Below are 20181 nucleotides of genomic sequence, written 5' to 3' on the forward strand. Positions count from 1 at the left end.
CGCAAGTGTTGGAGGGTATTAATTCTCACCAGGTGAGTAATTATTAAAAAAGGCTTGCACGATTTTAAAAATAGTAGTAATATTGCACTCCAATTTTAGCCGGTCCTATAGCTCAGCTGGTTAGAGCACCTGACTCATAATCAGGGGGTCCCTGGTTCGAGCCCAGGTGGGACCACAGGTAAAGAAATCCAATCTATTCATTTAGGTTGGATTTTTTGTTTTCAATATTTTAATCTCTTGTTCATTTTGCCTTGATGCAAAACGAACCAAAAAATCAAGAAGGTTTATAGGAAATTTTTGCTATCGCAAAACCGCTGTTGTCTCTAGCGTTACATGCTTTGTTAGCTATCGCTAACGCACTTCCACTTGAGCCACAGCTATTTCATGAAAACCTTCAAACGTGTCCGATTAGAAATTTTGATAGGAGCGTACCCCGTCGGCAGTATATATGGATTTAATCCGTTAAAAATGGTCGAAGCCTTGGAGACCATTTAGGATTGAATTCATGGTTTTGCGTTAGCAAAAATACCTCTCGACGGGCATCCTTTCTTTTGATTCGTTTTCTTTGGATGAGCAAAGAAAATGAATGATACATATATTTTTATAAATAATATATAGAATCGTCATTGCGAGCCTTGTGTTAATAAGGCATGGCAATCTCACCAAAATGAGTCACCTACCTTCAATAGCTGTTCCCACATTAATTATAAGAACCGAACAGGCTGTGAGATTGTCAACGTATACAAAAAAACCAGCCCTAGGGTTTGGCAGGCGAGGTTAAGGTTCTTTAATGGGTTAAAAATGTTGATAGAAGAGTACTCCCGTCGGCAGTATATATGGATTTAATCCGTTAAAATGGTCGAAGCCTTGGAGACCATTTAGGATTGAATTCATGGTTTTGCGATAGCAAAAATACCTCTCGACGGGCATCCTTTCTTTTGATTCGTTTTCTTTGGATGAGCAAAGAAAATGAATGATAAATATATTTTTATAAATAATATACAGTAACGTCATTACGAGCCTTGTAATAAAAAAGCATGGTAATCTCACCAGGCGGTAACCAAACCCACCAAGAACCCTAACCCCTTTCATTATAAATTATGGTTTTCCGTAAAGGATATTTCATTATGGTGTTTTGCTTTGGTAAAAGTGAAAAACCCCTATGAAGAGTTTTAATTTTATATTTATACAAATTTTAATGTAATCACTATGGACAATTCTATTTCATGGACAAAAAACAATTTCGGAATATTTAAGTGTGTTAATTAAACAGTTTGAAGATAGTAAAATGGAAATCCCATCAGATTTAGATAAGTTTATGGTGGAAACACTTTGGAGTTTAAAAACGGACTTAAACGCAATTGAGTTTATAGATTCGCCAACTGAAATTGAAACTGAATTTAAGAACCCTATAAAAGAATAAAAACTGCTTATAATAACTAAGAAGCATTCGTGTGATCGGAACGGGTAAATAGGATGTTGTTTTTTATATACTCATACGGGAAACCGTAAGTTGGTTTTGGTTTAGTTTCTTTGAGGAAATGGGGAAAATGCCCTTGGGAGATTGGAGAGGTTTTCTTTTATATTTTTATAGCTAAATATCTATAAATAAAAAATGCGTATACACAAACCTTGATATTCATTAAAACAACAAAACTCAAAAATGGGTTTTTATAGAAAAACAACATTAGGACTGTTTGATAGTTCCCAAAAATTATTTGAAATCCCAGTTTATCAAAGAGCGTATTCTTGGGAAAAAGACCATTGCTGATGCCATTTTAGATCGATTGGTACATTCAGCACATCGCATTAACTTTAAAGGAGAATCCATGAGAAAAAAATTAAAAAAGAATCACTAATTTTAACACTCAAATGAAACGATTTTTTGGTACTTCATTTACACTGCTCACTTTCATCCGGCAAGAGTGGTTCACTTTAACCGAATTTTCCATTAAACAAAGGCAAGTCAAAAAAAGAACGCGTCCCTGATTTTTCAGATGCTGATGCTTTGAGGTATGTTCTTGACTTATTTGGTATACTACCGATAAATAACTAGTATCGGTTTTTAATACGTTAAATTAAACCTTATTTAACGTATTAGAAGGTAAATTTAATCTGGAATAAGATTTGCTATTGGTATATCGGCTTCTGCTAAATCATATTTACTTAAGTTTTTTGGTTCCACCCAAATGTATTGATCATGATCTGTTAGTGTAAAAGTGGCAGACTTAAATTCACAACTGTAAGCAATAAGATTAATTGTAAAATCATCATAGTTGTGAATGTTAGAGCCTAATTTTTTATGGATATCAACAGACATTCCGAGTTCTTCTATTAGCTCTCTTTTTAAAGCTTCTACTTCAGATTCGTTTTCTTCAATTTTACCACCAGGAAACTCCCATTTACTAGCCATCGATTTACCTTGTTTCCGTCGAGCAATAAAAACTTTATCGTCTCTGTATATTATTGCACAAACTACATTCATATTTAACATGCTGTTTTTTTGTTGACGGTCTTGTATATAAAAAGTAGCGGATTTTATGTGCTAACTTTTCGGCTTATATCTGACTTCTAATTTATTCATTTTGTTTCGATTAAGCGTTGGTATTTTCCTCATTTGTTTTTTCTTTTAATTTCTCTTCTGCGATTTCTATAGCAAAAGTGAAAAATAGCTTTACGGCTTTGGTAAACTTAAATTTGTTACCATCCAAAACAATTAAATTTTTACCACGCCAAGTTTTTAAAAACTTTTCAAATTCGGAAACTGTAGTTTTTTCCAATATTTCCCATTTACTTGATTGCCTTAATAATTGTTCGGTTTCGTTTATGTCAAATGAACCTAATTCAATTTTATCTCTAAAGTTTTTTCCTGAATAATCAAGCTCTCTTGACAATATAGCTAGAAACAAAGTAAAGTCTCTAGTCCTTTTCTCGTTTACTTCATCTGACGATAAATAGGCAAATTCTGCTTCAATATTCAGATTATAATTAAATGATTTCGTAAAAAATTCGAAATAGTCATCTTCTAGTTCTTGAATTTTATAAAACAAAGGACTTGGTGAAATAATGAACTTGCCGTCTAATAATTCACTTACTATTTTATTATGCTCACTTGGGTATTCTCTCATATACTTTCACTTTAGGTATCTTAATTGAGGCATCTTTTAAATCAATTATTTTTCTCTCGTCAGTTTTGTATTCTGCCACTAAATCATCTTCTAACAAAAGATTAGTTAGAGAGAAAAATTTTGATAATGTGATTTCATCAGTATGCTTTTTTAAAGTATTAAAGCACCATAAATAAAAATCATCAACTTTATTTTCATTGAGTAGCTGTTCTTTAAAATATGTAGAATCAGGAAGCCATTCTAACTCTTCAATTTGTTCTTCATAATATACATCAGAAGTTTTGTAATTAAATTGGTCAACAAAAAATTCTGCTTCGCTATGAAACTCTTTGAAAATGGCACTTCCTTTAGTCTTTTTAATTGGACTAGGAATAGGAACAGCATAGTTTTCAGGGTAATCTATATTTTCTACAAAATGATAAAATCCACTTAAAATAATTGAATCACTTTTGACTCTATCTAGCAATGGTCTTAATTCTCTTGTTAGTTTTTGTAAGTTCTGGTCTAATTCAGCACGAGCGTAAACAACGGCACCATATAGTTTTTTATATTCTCTTTTAAGTTTAAAACTGTTTGCTATGTACTGTTTTTCACTTGTGTATTTTTGAATTTCGACTAAAGCAGAATAAAAGGATTCTGGATGCCCTTTTTCTAGAATTTTATTTAACGGCTCAATATACTCGTCAATCCAAAAAACTGCTTTTTCTAACCGTTTTGATAAATCTGAATATTCATCTGCATTTACTTTTAAAGATTCTGTATCACTTAAAAGTCTTTGAGTTTGTCTATGAATATCATTTAAGAAAACATCAATTACGTTTATAATGTTTTGAATTAAAATAGTTGTTTTGCTTGTTTTAGTCTCTGTTTTTAAAGCTGAAAATAATTCAAAAATGGTTTTATACCTTTCCTTTAAAGTTTGTGGTAAATCAAGCGTAAAGTCATCAAAGAGAAACTGCAAGAAATCTACGTAACTTCTATTTATTTTAAAATCTTTAGTGGGTAACTGTCTGCAAAACTTGACATCTATTAACTTAGATAAAGATATTTTGGGTTCATTACTAATGTTGTATTCTTCAATTAACTTTTCTAAAATATCAATATCGATAATAAAGTCAGGTTTGCTATAATTAAATGCATCCTGTACAAATTCGTAATGATTTTGCAAAAATTTAAGTATGTATTTTCCTGATAATTTAATCATTCTGAAATTTTACGAATAGTGCTTGTTGCTCCAAAAAGCGCTTGGTTTTATAAATATCTGTTCTAATTTTTATAACATTTTCATCAACGGATTCTTTTACTTCTTTAGTTGGGTTTTGTTCTCTTCCTTGTTTTGTTCTAGTAGTTCTAGAGTACATTTTAAATAGCTCCTCATAGTTTGATGGAATGAACAGCTTTGTATTAGAAAATACTTTTTTAACCATTAAGTAATTTTGTAAACCTTTAAAATCATAATCAGGAAAAATCAATACGTTTTTTGTTTTGAATTTATTTAAAACGGATTTTCCTAAACCTCCATAAGTATGAATAAAAACAAAATCTTTTCCAATTACTTTTTCTGCCAATAAAAATGAATCGAGATTCTCAACAATGCAAATTCTATCAGTTTCTAACTCATTAACTTGTACTGAAAAAGTTCCGAACTGACTTGTAAAGTGCTCTAATTCTACAAATTTTGAATTTATGAGTACATTTTTAAATCCTCTTACTAATATTACGTTTTGGCTAGTTCTCTTACCTACTTTAGTATTTCTAAAAGTTCCAATATTGCCAATCGCAGAATAACTATCTTGAAGTTCTTTAGGAAACTTGCTTTTGAAATAACGTTCTAAATTATCTCTATCGTTCAAGAGGTAACTTCCACCACCTGATACAGCTTGTGAATACTTAATGAACTTACCATTTAGTAATGTTTTAAAGTCTCCACTTTGTTTAACTGATACGCTTATAGAAGAGGAATTTATTTTTTCCTCTTCTAGCATCTTAAGTAGAAAGTTAAAAAACGTTTTATTCTGCATCTCTATAAATTACTGGGAATGATTGTAGTTCTCCAAATGAAATTTTTCTTCTTTGGTTTTTGGAATCTTTTTGTGGTTCTTTGATTAAATAATATTTTTCGATTCCCTCAACTTTCCTCGGTGCTGCAAAAATTGGTACGAAGTGATTAACTTTACAGAATTGAATTAAGTGCTTTACATTTTTTTGACCTATTGCGTCAAGTTCGTCCACATAAATTATAACTCGATTTTCAGAATTGTTATGAACCAATTCTTTAAGAATATTGAGAAATAGATATAGTTTAAGCACAATATTAGTTCCTCTCGATTGAACTTGCTTTGAAAGGTCAATAGTTTCTGTTTTCCCTGTAACCTTTGTTATTTCTACATTGATTTTAAATAAATCGACAATATTAATAGTCTTTCCATTATTATTTGATAATTGTCTTTCTAAAGCTTCTCTTGATTCTGCGTAGGAATTATCAAAGTCTAAACCATCCGAAAACTTTAATTTAGAGATTTTGTCCAAATCAGAAATTAAATCTGTATTGTCATCAATCTTTACTTTAACACTTTGAATATTTGAAATGGGATATTCTGCTAACTTTTGGTTATAGCTTCTCGACACAAAAGTTTTAAAATCATTGAACTGTGTTAAAAAAGAGTGTGTAGGGCTTCCTATTTCGTGAGAGAGTGTGTCTAGTAAACCATTTATTACCTTTTGAGTACTAGGAATGTTTGTGATTTCTTCATCGATCTCACGAATGAACATTTTAATATCTTGAATATCCAGGTTTAAAATGTTGTTTAATTCATTTTTAATAGTGTTTCTATTATCTTTTATACGAAGAAATTTTTTGTACTTTGAATGAAATTCTTCGTGAATGTTCTCAAAAGATGTATCTAAAATTTCTTCAATTTCATAGATGTCATAAGTCTCTAAAATTTCTTTGTATTGTTTTTTAAAACCTATTAAATCTTCTTTGTACTTGTTTTTTTCTGTAATTTTTTTCGATAAATCGGCTTTAGCGTTATCAATTTCTAAGTCTTTATCGTCAATTTTCTTGTCAATATCATTCAGCTCTTTTTCAAGGTATTTTAATGCTTTTTTATTTTCTTCAAGTTTAGTTTGATGTTCAGGTTTTTTTTCAATTCTTTGAATAAATTCAGAATTAGTCTTAATTGTAGATTTTAATTTCTGTACTTCTTTTTCAACACTCTTTCTATTTTGGATTATCTGTAATTGAGAGTTTTTTTCTTTTAGTTCTTTTTGTTTTGATAAAAGTTCTTCCTGAAGATTTTTAATAGTAGGAAGTTCTGTCTCAATGTTAATATCTGAAACATCAATTAATCCATCAAAAAATTGTAATGGGAAATCAGATTTTGAAATCTCCTTTTTGATTTTTGATTTATCAAGTTCCGCAACATCTCGATTTAAAAAACTATAGACCTTTTTAATTGTATTTTCATCTTTTGAGATATTTTGATAAAGTAAATTATCAAATCGTTTAATGGCATTTTGCTTTTTCGTTATATCGTTTTTAAGAGTTTCGATTGAAAACAATATCTCTTTTTCGGTAAACTGACTTCTTTCTAGTTGGCTTAATTTAGAAACTAATTCTGTGAGTCTTTTATCTTCCTCAACTAAATTATTTTTTAAGCCTTGAAAAAGCAAATTTTCAGCATTTGGCTCATAGTCCTTAAGTTCTTCTAATTCTGTGTACAGTTTGTTATTTTCATTTTGAAGAGTTCCTAAATTATTTTTTTTAGTTGTTTTAAGACTAATCAAATCGTCTCTTTCTTTTTTTAGATTTATATTGATTTTAGTTTGTAGATTTTTAATCAAAATAGAAAGCTCACTATTTTCATCTATTTTATTAGATAATTCCTGTTCAACTTTGTCAAATTTCTTGAGGAAAGTGTTTTTTAATTTCCCTAAAATTGATTCGTGGCTGATAAATTCGTCATTAAGTAGTTTTAGCTTTTCAAAATCTGGTTTTATTGAAATAAGACATTGAAGATGTGTTTTCTTTTTTTCAAACTCGTCAATTTTCTCAAAACTTGAACTTGAAAGCACATTCAAGGGAAAGTGCTGCTGTCCATCAGCAACCAAAAGAGCATTTTTAAAAGATTTTTCGTTAATGTCACTTGTTCTAATCAAATGCCTATATATGTCAGTAAAACTGTTTGAGAAGGATTTTCTTCCGTTTCGTTTAATAGATTTTTTGAGCCAAACTACAGGGTTTTTATTTTTATCTGAATTATAGACCAAATTATACAATTCTTCATTTGTAAGCTTTACAGGGACATCAGTAGGATTTTTTAATGTTAGGTTTTGAAGAATATCACGAAATTTTCTTGCTTTAAATTTATTGTTTTGTATTTCTACAAAACACGATTCATCATATTCTCCTGTAATTTTATAGTATTCAATTGTATTTTCTGGTGTCGCTTTTACAAGAATAGAGTAGTAGCCATTTTTAATAATTTCAAAAATTATAAAGCTGTGTAAACTTGTTCCGTCAAAGTAATGTTTCATTGAGTCAGAAAGTTTTCTGTCGTCCTCAAATCTCATTTGGTCTTTGTCTGTTATGTAAAGGAAATTTAAAGCATTTATAAAAGAGCTTTTTCCGACATTGTTTTCAGCCGTAATTTGAATACTTGCACTTTCTCCAATATGGATACTTGCTTTTGCATATAGTTCAGAATTTATAATTATAATCTTATTTAGCATTCTTTCATTTCAGTTTTTTCGAGCGTTGGCAAAAAACAGCTCTTTTGGTTTTTTAAACGTTGGCTTTTGTGTCGGCAAAAAAACAAATGTGCTGTTCGTGGGGCTGGTGTCTTAGCTTGTGTACAACTAAGGGATATTATTTATTATATAGTTAATTTTTTAAAAGATATCTGACGGGTTTTGTTTTCTTAATAATTAGTTTTTTATCTACACCTATTTTTAACCATTCATCAACTTGTTTATTTGTAAGATTAAAGTGATTAACAATTTCGTTTTTTTTAATTTCCTCAGTTTTAAATTTTGATGATAATTGATTAATAAAAAAATCAAAAAAGGATGTATTTTCTGTGTTTAAGTCGGCTTTTTCTTGTTCTGGTTCCTCCGATTCAATCTCCTTTATAATATTTTCGTTCTTACTAGTTAAGTCGAATAAATCTCCTTGCTTAACTGAAATAGGTTCTTTATATACTTCTTTACTTAATATAGAGGTGTTAATCTTAAAATCTTCTGCAAGCCATTTTGCACCAAGCTTTACAACTTCTTTGTTTCCTTTATTTTCTTTAATGTTTTTATTATTAACAACCCATAATGGAACCCATTTGTATTTAATGTTTTCTTTAGCTCCTTCCCAAGTGCCACCTTTTGTATCAGATTTTATAACTATTGTAGCGTCAGAGAGAACATATATTAACTTATTTCTTCCCATGGCATTTCCAACATTAAAGCCAGCCTCAGGATTGAAAGGAGTTATTAAAATAAGTTTGTCTTTTAAAATGCTATCTCTGTAAATTTTAGAAGCTGATTTTTTTAAAAGACTATCAGCTAAAACCCCCATTGTGTAACCGTTAGAGTTTAGTGCGCCAACCATTGATTGTTCATCAACACCTCTTGCCCCTCCAGAAATGATACCATAATTTTGATCAATGATTTGTTTAACAATAGATTCAGTAATATCAATATCATTAGCGGTAATATTCCGTGAACCTACAATCCCAATGTAACTTTTATTTAATAATTCTTTGTTTCCTATTCCAAAAAGAATTGGAGGAACACGATCTTTTAACTTTAATTTTAAATTATTTGGATAATCCGGGTCACTTCTGTTAATTATCCAAATTCCGGCTTTAGTCCATTTTTCTAATTTTAGAGCTAAAGCAACTTTACGATTCAATAAAGATATAATTCTATTATAATCAATAGTCTTATCTAACCAATCAGAAAAAATAATTTTTAAATCTTTAGTTAAAAGATCTTCAGGTTTTAAATTTTTAACTTGAAGCCATTTAACCATTCTATTCCATTCCAAAATAGATAAAGGCTTGTTTTTAGAGTCTAATTCTTTAGAAAAATAGGATGTTAATAATAATATGGCTTTGGTTCTTTCTGTAATCATTTTATTCACTTACTGATGTTGAAGTTAATGCTATTGGGTATACTGGACCTGATCCAGATTTTTTTAATAACGTTGTTGCTACTGTAAATGTCCATCTAGAGTCTACAGCATCATCTACTAAAAATACAGGTTTATTTTCAACTTTTCCACTTATTTTAAAAACTCCATCCAAATTATGGCATTGATGGTAGCTATTTTCTTGTTCTTTTTGAGGTTGCGTATCTTTTACTTTATCAATAATCGGTAAGAAAGGTATGCCTAATCTACGCGCTAACCTTTTTGCAAAATTTGGTACAAGTTCAGGGTGTCTTAATGAAGGAATACAAGTTAACCATTGAGGAAAGGGATCTGGTTGCCATCTATTAACAATCATATCATACATTGCTTCCACTAACTCATCTCTAAAATATCCAGAATGCTTGTCTTCTGAAACCATATGCCCCCAACCAGCGTCACCCCATCTTGATAGAACCTTACCTGTTTCTGCTAATAAATCTTGTCTTAAATTACCTCGCCAATTGTATTCTGGTAATGCGCCCCCAGCTATTTGCTTTCTTGGTAAAATATCAAATTCAGAGTGTTTTAAGTAAATAGAAGCTTTTAAATTATTTTTATCACTTACTGAACTAGAAAAGATTTCTTTTCCTAAACAATTAACACATCTACCACAATTTTTAATGTTAGAATCATCCAATTCCTTCTGAAGAAAATTCATTAAACATTCCTTAGTTTCTATATACCTTAGAACTGTATTCCATTCTTCCTGTCGTTGATTTGTTAAACGATGAATTTTTTCTTTGTCCATAGAAAAACTTACAGCGGAGCGCTTCCATTTTGTTCTGTCTTTAAAAATAGGAGATGGAGATTCAACACTAAGGTATTTGATAGTTTGTTGAATTTGACCATATTTAATGTTTAGAGTTTCTTGAAGTTTAGGAATAGATAATCCGTCATGTTCTTCTAAAGCTTCAAGTATTTTGTTAACTACTGATTCTGGAGGAAAAGCTCCTTCTCTAAAATATTGGTGAACGTCACCATCTTCCTTACCTGAAAGTAAAATGCCATGAGCGGTATTAATGGCACGACCAGCTCTACCGACCTGTTGGTAGTATCCTATAATTGAACCTGGTGCCTGATAATGGATTACAAAACTAAGATCAGGTTTATCATATCCCATACCTAAAGCGGTGGATGCAACTAATACTTTTATATCATTGTTGTATAAAGAGTCTTCCAAAAATTCTCTATAAGCCGTTGAATCTTCAAAATGATCATTTTCTATCCCAGAATAGTACGCTTCTGCTTCAATGCCGTAATTATTTAACCATTCAGTTACAATTCTTGCATCTCTCTTAGTTAAAACATAAACAATTCCATTACCTTTCATTAATGGTATATTTTCTGCAAGCCATGCTAAACGCGAAGCTTGGTCAGCTAATTTAATATTTTGAAGTATTAAACTATCTCGGGTCAAAGCCCCTCTTATAATTTTAAAACCTCCAAGTTGATTTTTAATGTCCTCTATTACTCGATCGTTTGCAGTTGCAGTTGTTCCAAGAATAGGCATACCATTAGGCATAGATTTTAATATTCCTACTATGCGTCTGTAATCAGGTCGAAAATCATGTCCCCAATCTGATATACAATGTGCTTCGTCTACTACAAATAATCCAATTCGGTCAGAGATTGGAAATAATATCTCATCCATAAATCTTTCATTTGCTAATCGCTCAGGGGATATTAATAAAGTATCGATTTCATTTCTTAAAACTCTATTTTGGATTTCTTTCCAATCATTAAAATTAGACGAATTAATCGAAACAGCTGTTATCCCTAATCTTTCTGCTGCTTCAATTTGGTTACGCATTAAAGCTAATAGTGGAGAAATAATAATTGTGGGCCCTTTACCTTGATCTCTTAAGATTTTACTACTTATAAAATAAACCGAACTTTTTCCCCATCCAGTACGTTCTATTACTAATAATCTTTCTTTATAAACAGTTAATCTTTCAATAGCTTCCCATTGTCCTTCTCTAAAGGATGCGGTTGGTTGATCAATTGCTGTTCTTAATAGGGAGAGAGCTTTTAATTTACTCATAACAATGTTATCTTATTAGTAGTATTTATATATTATTTCCTTTTTAACTCATCTAATGTTTTTCCTTCCTTATTCTTCCATTCTTTCCATCCATTTGCCCTCCTTGCTAATACAGTTGCAGCAGCTGCTGAAACCGAGTCAAAAATATAATCCTCTTGAAAAACATACATCCCATTTTCTTTAACTAAAATATGATCTTGAATGAGTGTTTGTCTTCTATTAATGCCCCATGGCCCTGCTGTTGGAGTTTCTTTTAAAGTGCATTTTCCTCCCTTATATACTAACATACCATCTTCAGTATATTCACCTTCGGCATAGGCATCTTTTCCTTTGCAATAAAATAATTCCTTTTTTGAATCTTTTTTTCGTTTTTCCTCAAAAACAGGATAACCTAAAGTCGCCAAAAGCATTTTAGCTGTCTCAAAATTATCCAACAAGTCATATTCTCTACTTTCGGATATGGAAGGTTTATTAGAGCCACCATCATTTTCAATAATGTACCTACCAATTTCTTTAGCTTTAACCAAACTGTGATATTCAAGGTATTTACCATCAGTTTTGGTGTATTCATCTGTTTTAGTGGAAATAATGACACAGTGCGTCCAAAAATCTTTGTTGCAGTTATGTGATTGAATACGTTTAAAACAATCTTCACCTTCTCCTATATAAACCAAAGGCTTGGCACCATCTTCTGTGCTACCAAACAAAAAATATACACCAGTATAATGTACCATATCGCGTTTAGCGACTTCTTGTATTTTATTTCTAGGAAATAAAATAGCTTTCACTAACCTATTTGTTAGTTCAGCTTCTCGAATACTGGTAGGAGATCCGTCAGGTAAAAATATTTGTATGGTTTGTGGTTTCATTATCTCGAATTAGTAAAGCTTATTTATTAATTGGTTTTTAAAGAAATCAAAAACTTGGTAAAATAATTTTAACTTCGTGACCTCTCTTAAATGATCTAAATATTCATGCTCTAATTTATTAGGTTTATTGATTCCAACAACTATGAGTTTATCAGCACGGTTATTTTTTGAGAACATAGCATATTCTAAAACTTGCCCTAATGCTTCTCTAATACAAATGATAGGCTGATTATAGGTTTTAACTTCATAAAACCATTCTGATTTATCAGGTTGAAGTACCACAACATCTATATTAGTTCCAAAACCAGTTGGTACTTCGGTGCCTACGTTATCCTTACCGTGAACTAAAACCAACTGATTAAACATTGATTCTTGAATCTTTTTATGGTTAAGAGTTCGGTTTATCGTGCGTTTTACAAACTTTGTTTTTGATGTTCCTGTTTTTGTTGGATTATGACCTGGTCTGAATTTGTAGTTTTTGCTTGTATTTATTATTGTTTGAGTAGTTTTATTCAAACCTTTTATACCATATCGAGTATACCCCAGACCTATTTCTTCAGAAGGATTAGTAATTTCCTTCAATTCATCAAATTTTATAAAGTTATCAGAGTCTATTTTAAATTTGACATTAAACAGCTCTGCTTCTGAAACCATTTCCAAATCCCTTTCTTTAACACCTGCATCATTTAGTTCTTGCATCATCTCTGAATACCAACCATTTCCTTTATAAATTTTTAAAATTGATTCCTGCTCTTCTTTTGTTAACACGGCGGTCTCCTTAATTCTTCCCGCCCAAAAATATTGTGCACTAGCATTAACATATTTTAGAGTATAAAGATGTAAATCGAATTTTTTACCATAATGTTGGCCCTTGTTAAAAGCTTGAACAAAACCATAGTGATAACCGTCAATAACCCTATCTAAATCAAACAACCATTCTTCGTGACCATAGCCTTTACTTTCAAAAGTATCAGAGTTTGTGCTCTTACCTTTCTTACCAGAAGGTTTCTCCCAACCTAAATCATTCCAACATATGCGTGCTACCTTTGGACTAATATGACTCCCTTCTGGCCAAATAATATCTATTAATTTTAAATAATGAAATTCAAGAGATTGAAACAAATCTCTGGTTTCATTTATTAATGATTCCCAAGAATAATCTTTAAGATTTTCATTTCGAATAATGCCTAAGTAATTAACATTATTTGATTTAATATAATTATCGAATAGCTCTACTTGATATTTTGATAATTTGTCACGTCTACAATCCAATTTAAAATGTAAATCATGAACTTTCAAACCTGTTGCTACTCGGCTACCAACTCCAACAGTAAATAAAATTCGGGAATCTTCTTGTCCTTTTAAATATACTTTAGCCCAAGTATAATGTCTAATTTTTCCAGAAATCTGCCAGTCATATCTAAAGTTAAAAGTATAACCTAATCTCTGCAGCAATTTAGCCCAATGTTCTGTTTTATCAAAAACACCATTATTTATTAATTTATTCTTTATAGTGTCCCATTCGATTGAACGCTTATCATATTTTGGCCCAATGACGCTTGAATAGTAATCTAAATCTTTTTTTGTGAAAAACTCCATATTCAATATGAATTGACAATATTTTTAACCTGTTCTTTGTAGCCTTTATATAGAGCTTCTGAAGCGTTATTTATTATAAAGTTTAAAAAAAACCAATGAATCCGCTCTCCAGGAATTAAATTAAAAGCAACTTTCGAATTCCTATAAGTTTCTAGATAATCATCGTAATTATTCTCCCAATCGTCTTCAACCCCTTCTGAAACAATAAACTTTGAAAAGAGTTTTACCCAAGTTTGAATAAATTCAATTAAAGTTTCTTCAACCCATCGATTGCTAATTCTAAAGAAAGCATTCCATGTGTCAAGTAATGATTGATGATTTGCATTTTCACCAGTAAACTCAAATTCCCATTCACCAAAATCATTAATACCATTACCAGGCTCTCTTAAACAGTTTAAGCTTATTTCAACGTCTCCTAAATAAGTAAATGGATATTGAAATATTTGCCTACCTGTTCGATTATTATCTGTATATACAATTTCGTTCTGACCTTTTACTGGAGATCTATTGCAACCTTCACCGAGTGGTGTTAAATTTGACCAACATACAGCAGTTAAAGGATATTTAGCCTTGCAAAACCAATGATCTAAAGCGCCTCTAGCTTCATATATATTGGATTTAATTGTTTCATTAGCACACACTGGGCATAAGTAAAATTCATTACTTTCTTTAAAATCTTTGAGATATTCAAGAACATTGGTGTTTGTATAGTTTGTAAACCAATCTTTATCAAGATTATCAAATAAGCCATCGAAAAAAGATTTACCTGTTCTAGATAAATTATGATCGATGCTCTCTAAATAGAATAAAATTGAACTAACATTAAAACAATGATTTTCAATTTTCTTATTAGAATTATAACCATTAATTATGTCATTTTCTCTACCTGAAGCTTTTATTGCATTAAAGAAATCTTCTGCTTTTTTATATAACCCTCTTGCTCTAAGTGGGCCATACTCATCCTTAAACCAATCAGGAAGCAAATCATATCCAAAATCTTGGTTAGCTGCAATATTTGCAAAAAACGTATCTGGAATTTCTTCTATTCTTGATAATTCAGTAGGTATTTGATTTATTGGATAAAGCATTTATTTCTTTAATTCTATAAGACGTTTATATAGCATAGCTTTGGGGTGAGATTCACCATAATTATCAATTTTACTTAATATTTCCTCATATCCTTTTTCGGCTAGCTCTTCCATTTCTTTGTAAGGCAATAGAGGAACCATCGTAGTCTTTTTAAATAATCTTCTTAATATTGTATCTATAGAACAGCCATAAGTTTCAAATCTTGGCTTTTCTATTAATGGTTTTCTATTCTTTTCAAAATGGTAAACCATTTCACTTCTAACAGAAGAGATAATAAATGGTGAATGTGAAGACACTATTATTTCTTGATTTCTAGCTTTACTTACATTACTATATTCTAAAAAAAGTTGACTTCGCCATTCAGGATTGTAATGTGTATCAGGCTCGTCAAATAAAAACAAAGTATCTGTTTCATCAATTATATTTAAGCTTCCAAGAGTTTGAAACAATTGATGTTCTCCATCACTTAACCCTTCATATCCCATTTCTATTCCATTTTCATTTTCAAAAATGACATTTGAGATTTTAAAAAACTTTTGAAAATCAGGAATAACAGGAGAACCAATTATTTTACCTTCCTTTCTTTTATTTCTTAACCAAGTCATTTGTTTTGGAGGAATTGCAAGAAAGTTTAGATGATTTAATAAAATTAAACTATCAAAAAACAACATTGGCCCTCCAAAAACTTCATTAATTGCAGTTTTAAGGGATTCATCTACATTGAAATTAAAAGAATAAAAACTATTATCTTCATTTATATTCTTACTATAAGCACACTTTCCTAAATCATCAATAATACCATCTAGTTGAGCATTCGTATTAACCTTAACTCTTATATTTCGATCAATTTCAATACTGAAATGCTTTAATTTTTGAAGATGGCAGTAGCTGGCTAATTTTGATTCATCCGGCTGGTAAATTAGATTAATAATGACTAATATTAAATTTGTACTTGAATCCAAATAGGTCATCCTTACAGGATCAACAATGTCATTGTAGTTCTCTTTAGTATTAGCAGCTGTACTTAACTTTTGAGAAAAATCTGCATTGATTTCTAAAAAAGGTGCGCTTAAAGTTTCGTTTAAACCGGATGAGTAACCAACAATTCTTTTTGGAATTAAATTATAATTTAAATCTACATTTTCAAATTCTTCTTTATCATTAAGTCTTAAAAAATCGATTTTAGTTTTTTTATCTCTTCTTACTTTTACTACTTCCTTTTTTGAGCCAGCATTTAATGAATAAATGAGTTCAAAAAATAATGGATTTTTACTTTCAGATATTATCTTTTCGTTTCTTAAATAAAATTCGCAATGCATGAAACTTTCAGCGATAAATTCCATTAGGTGAGATTTTCCGCTTCCATTTAAACCAACAAAACAAATAGGGTCGAAAACATTTGAAGGAGACTCTTCAAAAATGATAGGTTCTTCAAACTTTTTTAAAGACTTAAATTCTTCACTTAATAAATTAACACTTAGTAAATTCATAAATTAATTTTTATCATCATTTGCTTCTCATTTTTATTAAAGTATTGACTTACTATGCCGTCATCCATTAATTCTTTTAATATCATTTTAAAGTTGATATCATTTTTATTAGTCAAAAGCTCCTTCCTTAAAGACTCGTAATCTAAACCTTGTTTTTTTTCTTTTAAGATTTTTTTAATCTCTTGTTTTAACTGTTCAATCTGATTCTTTTTGGTTAAAGGAGATTTATTTCTTCGTGTTCTTTTACCTATTTGCTTTTTATCTAATTTTAACTTCTCAATTTCCTTCAACAAATCTTTAGCATTACCATCTGTAGGTAATTGAGGGACTAACTCGCCTTTAAAGGCTTTATGTAAAATGGCTTGAGGTAAACTATCTATTTTAGCTTTTAGGGTTTTGTACTGGGCTTCTATAGCGTCTGATTTAGTAAATAAATTTTCTACACGATTGATGATTTCAGAAATCTCCTTTAAAGATGGGATTGTTATAGATATTTTGCCAATAGGGCCTATAAAAATGTTAGCCTGAGCAGTAGATTTTTTTAATTCGTTTATCTGATTTTGGCCAGGTGTTGACATCAAGAAAATTTCAATATACTTTGAAATTTCTTTATTGGATTGAAACTTAATTAAAGCGGCGCTTCTTACCATTACAAATTCAATCCCTTTAGGAACTACTGTTGTTCTGCCTACCGTTCCTGAACAAGAAAGAAGTACGTCATTAGGTTCAGGATTACATCTTTTTACAAGCTTTTTATATTCTTCTTCTCCTACGTAATCAACTTTGCTTAAATCAAGGTATCCATTTTTTACATTTCTTGCAGATAATAAATAATAGCCTTCGTCCTGTCTTTGAGGAGTTGAATGCTCTCCATCTGTAATTAAGTCTGCTATATTTACAAGATTATCAACTTTCCAATATTTAACTTTAAGAAAATCTTCATTAAAAGCATGATTTTCATATTTATTATTGATTAACTTTTTAGGTTTTCTTTCACCTTCTCTTTTAGCTATTTCTAGTATTTCTTTATAGGCGTTCTCTCTATTTAATTTAATCTGATTTAGGTAACTCTCCAATTCCTTTCCCTCTCTCCAAGCCTCTGTCAACTTACCAGTTACCGCTTGGGTAAGCACTTGTTGTTTAAAATTGGCTAAAAGTTGGGGAATGCGCTCTAGACTTTGTTTCATTTGGTCTATCTGCCCAAACAAAGCATCTAATTTGGTGACAATGCGCTCCTGTTCTGGTAGTGGAGGGAATGGAAATTGTATAGACCATAAAACTTGCGGGTCTACGTGAGGTATTCCTGTACCTCTTGTATTAGAATTTATATATGCAAATTTAGATTGAAGGAACCTATATAAGTAAGTACTTTCAATTTTTAATGGTGTTAATTTAGCTATTGTTGAACCTAAAGCTCCAGATTTTCCAATAGAAACCCAACCGCTTCTTGCTCCATCCCATACAATTCCAATGTCTTCTTCATCTATAAAATTAGAAGAATCTTTATCTGCATATCTCCTAATTTCTCCTTCTTCGAAAGCTTTTATGTCTAGATATGGTAGAGAATTTTCAAATTCCTCTTCCTTAAGGATTTTTGGTTTTTTCCCCTTTTTGTATAAAACTACATCATGTAATTCTGTTTCAACCCAATTCTTTGGTAGCCCCATACTATTGTAATTCCTTTATCATGGCTTCCAATTGTGCCGTTATACTTTGTAATTCCTCCATGGCTTCTTTGGCTATAGCGATTGGTTCGCCTAAATCATCTCCATTACTAACACTGTCATCGGCTATCAAACCTAAATCTAAACTATCGTTCTTTTTAGTAATGGCTTCTCGGGTTAGATATTGCCAACGTTCATCTTTAATGGCTAAACGTTTATCCTGATCTACTATACCATCATAATCTTGTTCTACATTTTCAGCGGTAATACCACCAGTATAGGCTTTAATAAAGTCGGTAAAAGCGGTTTCGGTAAACGGGGTACGTTTTCCATAGTTAGGCACATTGGTACGCATATCGTAAAACCAAACACCCTTAGTATTGTTGGTTTCTGTTTTACCGCGTGTAAAGAATAAAACATTTGTTTTTACACCAGCTGCATAAAAAATACCTGTAGGTAAACGCAAAATGGTATGCACGTTACATTTGTCCATTAAATCTTTACGTATGCGCTGGCCATCACCGTCCTCAAACAACACATTATCGGGCAATACTACAGCTGCTCGTGCTTTGCCATTCTTTTTTAAGCTTCGGTAAATATGTTGTAAAAAATTAAGCTGCTTGTTACTGGATAAAAAGGTCAGATCATCACGTGATGGACGTTCTCCTCCTTTCTTTGTGCCAAAAGGCGGGTTAGCTAATACACCATCGAAGTTTTTCAAGCTTTTACCAAATTCGGTTAAGGTATCACCTAAGTATATTTTACTTTCCATACCATGCAAACGGGCATTCATTAGGGCTAACCGGTGGGCGTCACTCACCAGCTCTACACCGCTAAAGGCTTCTTCTTCCTGAAACTTTCTTGCCTTAGCATCGAGGGTATAATAATCGTCTGTTTTACTACGTAAGTAATGGTCGGCAGCGATCATAAAACCGAAAGTGCCTGCTGCTGGGTCATTCCATCGTTCTCCTATCTTCGGCACCATTAAATCTACCATCACATTAATTAAGGGACGTGGCGTGAAGTATTGTCCCGCACCACTTTTTTTCTCACCTGCATTCTTTTCGAGCAGACTCTCATAAATATCACCCATCACATCACGGTCGTCTTGCTCATACCAGTCAATTTTATCTATAGCCTGTAACAGGGTGTTAAAGTTTACAGGTTTACGAAGGCTCGTAGAAGCATTGGTATATATCTCTTTTATACTTTCACTACTTGTTTTGTTACTAATTTCTGCCAAGAACTTGCGGTAACGCACAAAGGCTTCATTATTGTCGTGTTCTTCTACGAAACCACGCCAACGGTATGCTTCTGGAATATGTTCTTCAAAATCTTTAACCTCCGATAGCTTTAAAAAAAGTATATAAGTTAATTCGTTTAAGTATTGGTGATAGGTTACTCCATCGTCTCGTAAAACATTACATAAGTTCCACAGCCTATTTGCAATTTCTTCTGCACTCATAGTTATCGTCTATTATTTTCTATTCTTTTAAATTCTGACCAAACATAAATAAAAATAACTCTATTTGGTCTGCTCTTACCGACATATCTTTAGCTAGTTCATCCATTAACTTTATATACATAGAATATTTCTTTCCTGCATTTTCTCTGTTATATTTCCCTAAGTCTTTTAATTCATTAAACTTAACCTCATTGATCACTCTCATAATCCTTTCATCTAAGATAAGTGATGAGTATCCTTCAATTGAAGTTTGTAAAAAGTAAGTAAACTTTGATAATGTTGAAATTCCAACCCCTTCTATATTACTTAAATCTTTTGTAAATCGCTCATTCGAAATATTGCCGTTTTTATAATCGCATAAAATATCGACAAGTAGAGATAAGGAATCTTTTTTTAGTACTTTTTGAATATTATCTCCTCTTCCTCCAGTTGGATATCCCCACATTAATGTTTTTACAATAAATGATTCCATTTCTTCTGCTCCATGAAAAAGATCCATTCTAGAAAGCGTTATTTCATTACTTTCCTTAAAAAACCTGTTACTATCTATTGCCGAGATATATTTAGACCAATTACTCCTTTTAATTGTAAATGCCTGTTCTTGATAAGGTAAATTTGTAATTAAATCGGTATAGTTTTTAATAAACATGGG

General features: G+C 31.1%; 15 protein-coding genes, 1 tRNA gene and 1 pseudogene. 3 read left to right on the forward strand and 14 right to left on the reverse strand.

All coding sequences use genetic code 11. The features are described 5' to 3' along the window. The first annotated feature begins 101 nt into the window (after positions 1 to 101). The 3 genes and pseudogenes from BM361_RS02395 to BM361_RS16840 form a co-directional block, all read left to right on the forward strand. A tRNA-Ile gene (locus tag BM361_RS02395) sits at positions 102 to 175 on the forward strand. Between the two features lie 1113 nt (positions 176 to 1288). Continuing rightward, on the forward strand, positions 1289 to 1423 hold the full coding sequence (locus tag BM361_RS17185) for a hypothetical protein (RefSeq protein WP_262508047.1): 135 nt from the start codon (positions 1289 to 1291) through the stop codon (positions 1421 to 1423). A 322-nt stretch (positions 1424 to 1745) separates the two neighbouring features. After that, positions 1746 to 1859: pseudogene (locus BM361_RS16840) on the forward strand (ATP-binding protein); the annotation flags it as partial. A 251-nt stretch (positions 1860 to 2110) separates the two neighbouring features. Here the strand turns inward: BM361_RS16840 and BM361_RS02400 are convergent. From BM361_RS02400 to BM361_RS02465, 14 genes are all read right to left on the reverse strand, one after another. After that, positions 2111 to 2494, reverse strand: coding sequence for a (deoxy)nucleoside triphosphate pyrophosphohydrolase (locus tag BM361_RS02400; protein ID WP_074976632.1), 384 nt, complete (start codon positions 2492 to 2494; stop codon positions 2111 to 2113). A gap of 100 nt (positions 2495 to 2594) precedes the next feature. Continuing rightward, complete coding sequence (locus tag BM361_RS02405; RefSeq protein ID WP_074976633.1) at positions 2595 to 3128, reverse strand: condensin complex protein MksE; 534 nt, start codon at positions 3126 to 3128, stop codon at positions 2595 to 2597. Further along, positions 3109 to 4332 (reverse strand): hypothetical protein, encoded by a 1224-nt coding sequence (locus BM361_RS02410; RefSeq protein ID WP_074976635.1) that lies wholly within the window; start codon positions 4330 to 4332, stop codon positions 3109 to 3111. Before BM361_RS02410 ends, BM361_RS02405 begins: the two co-directional genes overlap by 20 nt. After that, entirely contained in the window at positions 4325 to 5113 is a 789-nt protein-coding gene (locus BM361_RS02415; RefSeq protein WP_139226584.1) for a Wadjet anti-phage system protein JetD domain-containing protein, read from the reverse strand. The genes BM361_RS02410 and BM361_RS02415 overlap by 8 nt, the downstream gene beginning before the upstream one ends. Positions 5114 to 5138: 25 nt before the next feature. Next, positions 5139 to 7862, reverse strand: coding sequence for a coiled-coil domain-containing protein (locus BM361_RS02420; protein WP_074976640.1), 2724 nt, complete (start codon positions 7860 to 7862; stop codon positions 5139 to 5141). 151 nt (positions 7863 to 8013) lie between these two features. Further along, entirely contained in the window at positions 8014 to 9255 is a 1242-nt protein-coding gene (locus tag BM361_RS02425) for a DNA-processing protein DprA (RefSeq protein WP_074976642.1), read from the reverse strand. Between the two features lies 1 nt (position 9256). Further along, the gene (locus BM361_RS02430) at positions 9257 to 11353 is read right to left on the reverse strand and encodes a RecQ family ATP-dependent DNA helicase (protein ID WP_074976644.1); all 2097 of its coding nucleotides are present in this window, start codon (positions 11351 to 11353) and stop codon (positions 9257 to 9259) included. A gap of 32 nt (positions 11354 to 11385) precedes the next feature. Continuing rightward, positions 11386 to 12141, reverse strand: coding sequence for a GIY-YIG nuclease family protein (locus BM361_RS02435; protein ID WP_254785724.1), 756 nt, complete (start codon positions 12139 to 12141; stop codon positions 11386 to 11388). Between the two features lie 90 nt (positions 12142 to 12231). Then, entirely contained in the window at positions 12232 to 13821 is a 1590-nt protein-coding gene (locus BM361_RS02440; protein ID WP_074976647.1) for a hypothetical protein, read from the reverse strand. Positions 13822 to 13823: 2 nt separating this feature from the next. Then, a complete protein-coding gene (locus BM361_RS02445) occupies positions 13824 to 14909 on the reverse strand; it encodes a hypothetical protein (RefSeq protein ID WP_074976649.1) in 1086 nt (361 codons plus the stop codon). Continuing rightward, positions 14910 to 16400, reverse strand: coding sequence for an AAA family ATPase (locus tag BM361_RS02450; RefSeq protein WP_074976651.1), 1491 nt, complete (start codon positions 16398 to 16400; stop codon positions 14910 to 14912). Then, positions 16397 to 18067, reverse strand: coding sequence for a restriction endonuclease subunit S (locus tag BM361_RS02455; RefSeq protein WP_074976653.1), 1671 nt, complete (start codon positions 18065 to 18067; stop codon positions 16397 to 16399). The genes BM361_RS02450 and BM361_RS02455 overlap by 4 nt, the downstream gene beginning before the upstream one ends. 1 nt (position 18068) lies before the next feature. Then, the gene (locus BM361_RS02460; protein WP_074976656.1) at positions 18069 to 19529 is read right to left on the reverse strand and encodes a class I SAM-dependent DNA methyltransferase; all 1461 of its coding nucleotides are present in this window, start codon (positions 19527 to 19529) and stop codon (positions 18069 to 18071) included. Positions 19530 to 19548: 19 nt separating this feature from the next. Continuing rightward, positions 19549 to 20178 carry an 8-oxoguanine DNA glycosylase OGG fold protein gene (locus BM361_RS02465; protein WP_074976657.1) on the reverse strand — a complete coding sequence of 210 codons (630 nt, stop codon included), beginning with the start codon at positions 20176 to 20178 and terminating at the stop codon, positions 19549 to 19551. Positions 20179 to 20181 lie beyond the last annotated feature (3 nt).

Source organism: Zhouia amylolytica (genome assembly GCF_900116365.1).
Lineage (GTDB): Bacteria > Bacteroidota > Bacteroidia > Flavobacteriales > Flavobacteriaceae > Zhouia > Zhouia amylolytica.

Bases quoted from the DNA above. Each gene is read 5' to 3' on its own strand.
- BM361_RS17185 (WP_262508047.1), top strand. From the start codon at position 1,289: ATGGAAATCCCATCAGATTTAGATAAGTTTATGGTGGAAACACTTTGG.
- BM361_RS02400 (WP_074976632.1), bottom strand. From the start codon at position 2,494: ATGTTAAATATGAATGTAGTTTGTGCAATAATATACAGAGACGATAAA.
- BM361_RS02405 (WP_074976633.1), bottom strand. From the start codon at position 3,128: ATGAGAGAATACCCAAGTGAGCATAATAAAATAGTAAGTGAATTATTA.
- BM361_RS02410 (WP_074976635.1), bottom strand. From the start codon at position 4,332: ATGATTAAATTATCAGGAAAATACATACTTAAATTTTTGCAAAATCAT.
- BM361_RS02415 (WP_139226584.1), bottom strand. From the start codon at position 5,113: ATGCTAGAAGAGGAAAAAATAAATTCCTCTTCTATAAGCGTATCAGTT.
- BM361_RS02420 (WP_074976640.1), bottom strand. From the start codon at position 7,862: ATGCTAAATAAGATTATAATTATAAATTCTGAACTATATGCAAAAGCA.
- BM361_RS02425 (WP_074976642.1), bottom strand. From the start codon at position 9,255: ATGATTACAGAAAGAACCAAAGCCATATTATTATTAACATCCTATTTT.
- BM361_RS02430 (WP_074976644.1), bottom strand. From the start codon at position 11,353: ATGAGTAAATTAAAAGCTCTCTCCCTATTAAGAACAGCAATTGATCAA.
- BM361_RS02440 (WP_074976647.1), bottom strand. From the start codon at position 13,821: ATGGAGTTTTTCACAAAAAAAGATTTAGATTACTATTCAAGCGTCATT.
- BM361_RS02445 (WP_074976649.1), bottom strand. From the start codon at position 14,909: ATGCTTTATCCAATAAATCAAATACCTACTGAATTATCAAGAATAGAA.
- BM361_RS02450 (WP_074976651.1), bottom strand. From the start codon at position 16,400: ATGAATTTACTAAGTGTTAATTTATTAAGTGAAGAATTTAAGTCTTTA.
- BM361_RS02455 (WP_074976653.1), bottom strand. From the start codon at position 18,067: ATGGGGCTACCAAAGAATTGGGTTGAAACAGAATTACATGATGTAGTT.
- BM361_RS02460 (WP_074976656.1), bottom strand. From the start codon at position 19,529: ATGAGTGCAGAAGAAATTGCAAATAGGCTGTGGAACTTATGTAATGTT.
- BM361_RS02465 (WP_074976657.1), bottom strand. From the start codon at position 20,178: ATGTTTATTAAAAACTATACCGATTTAATTACAAATTTACCTTATCAA.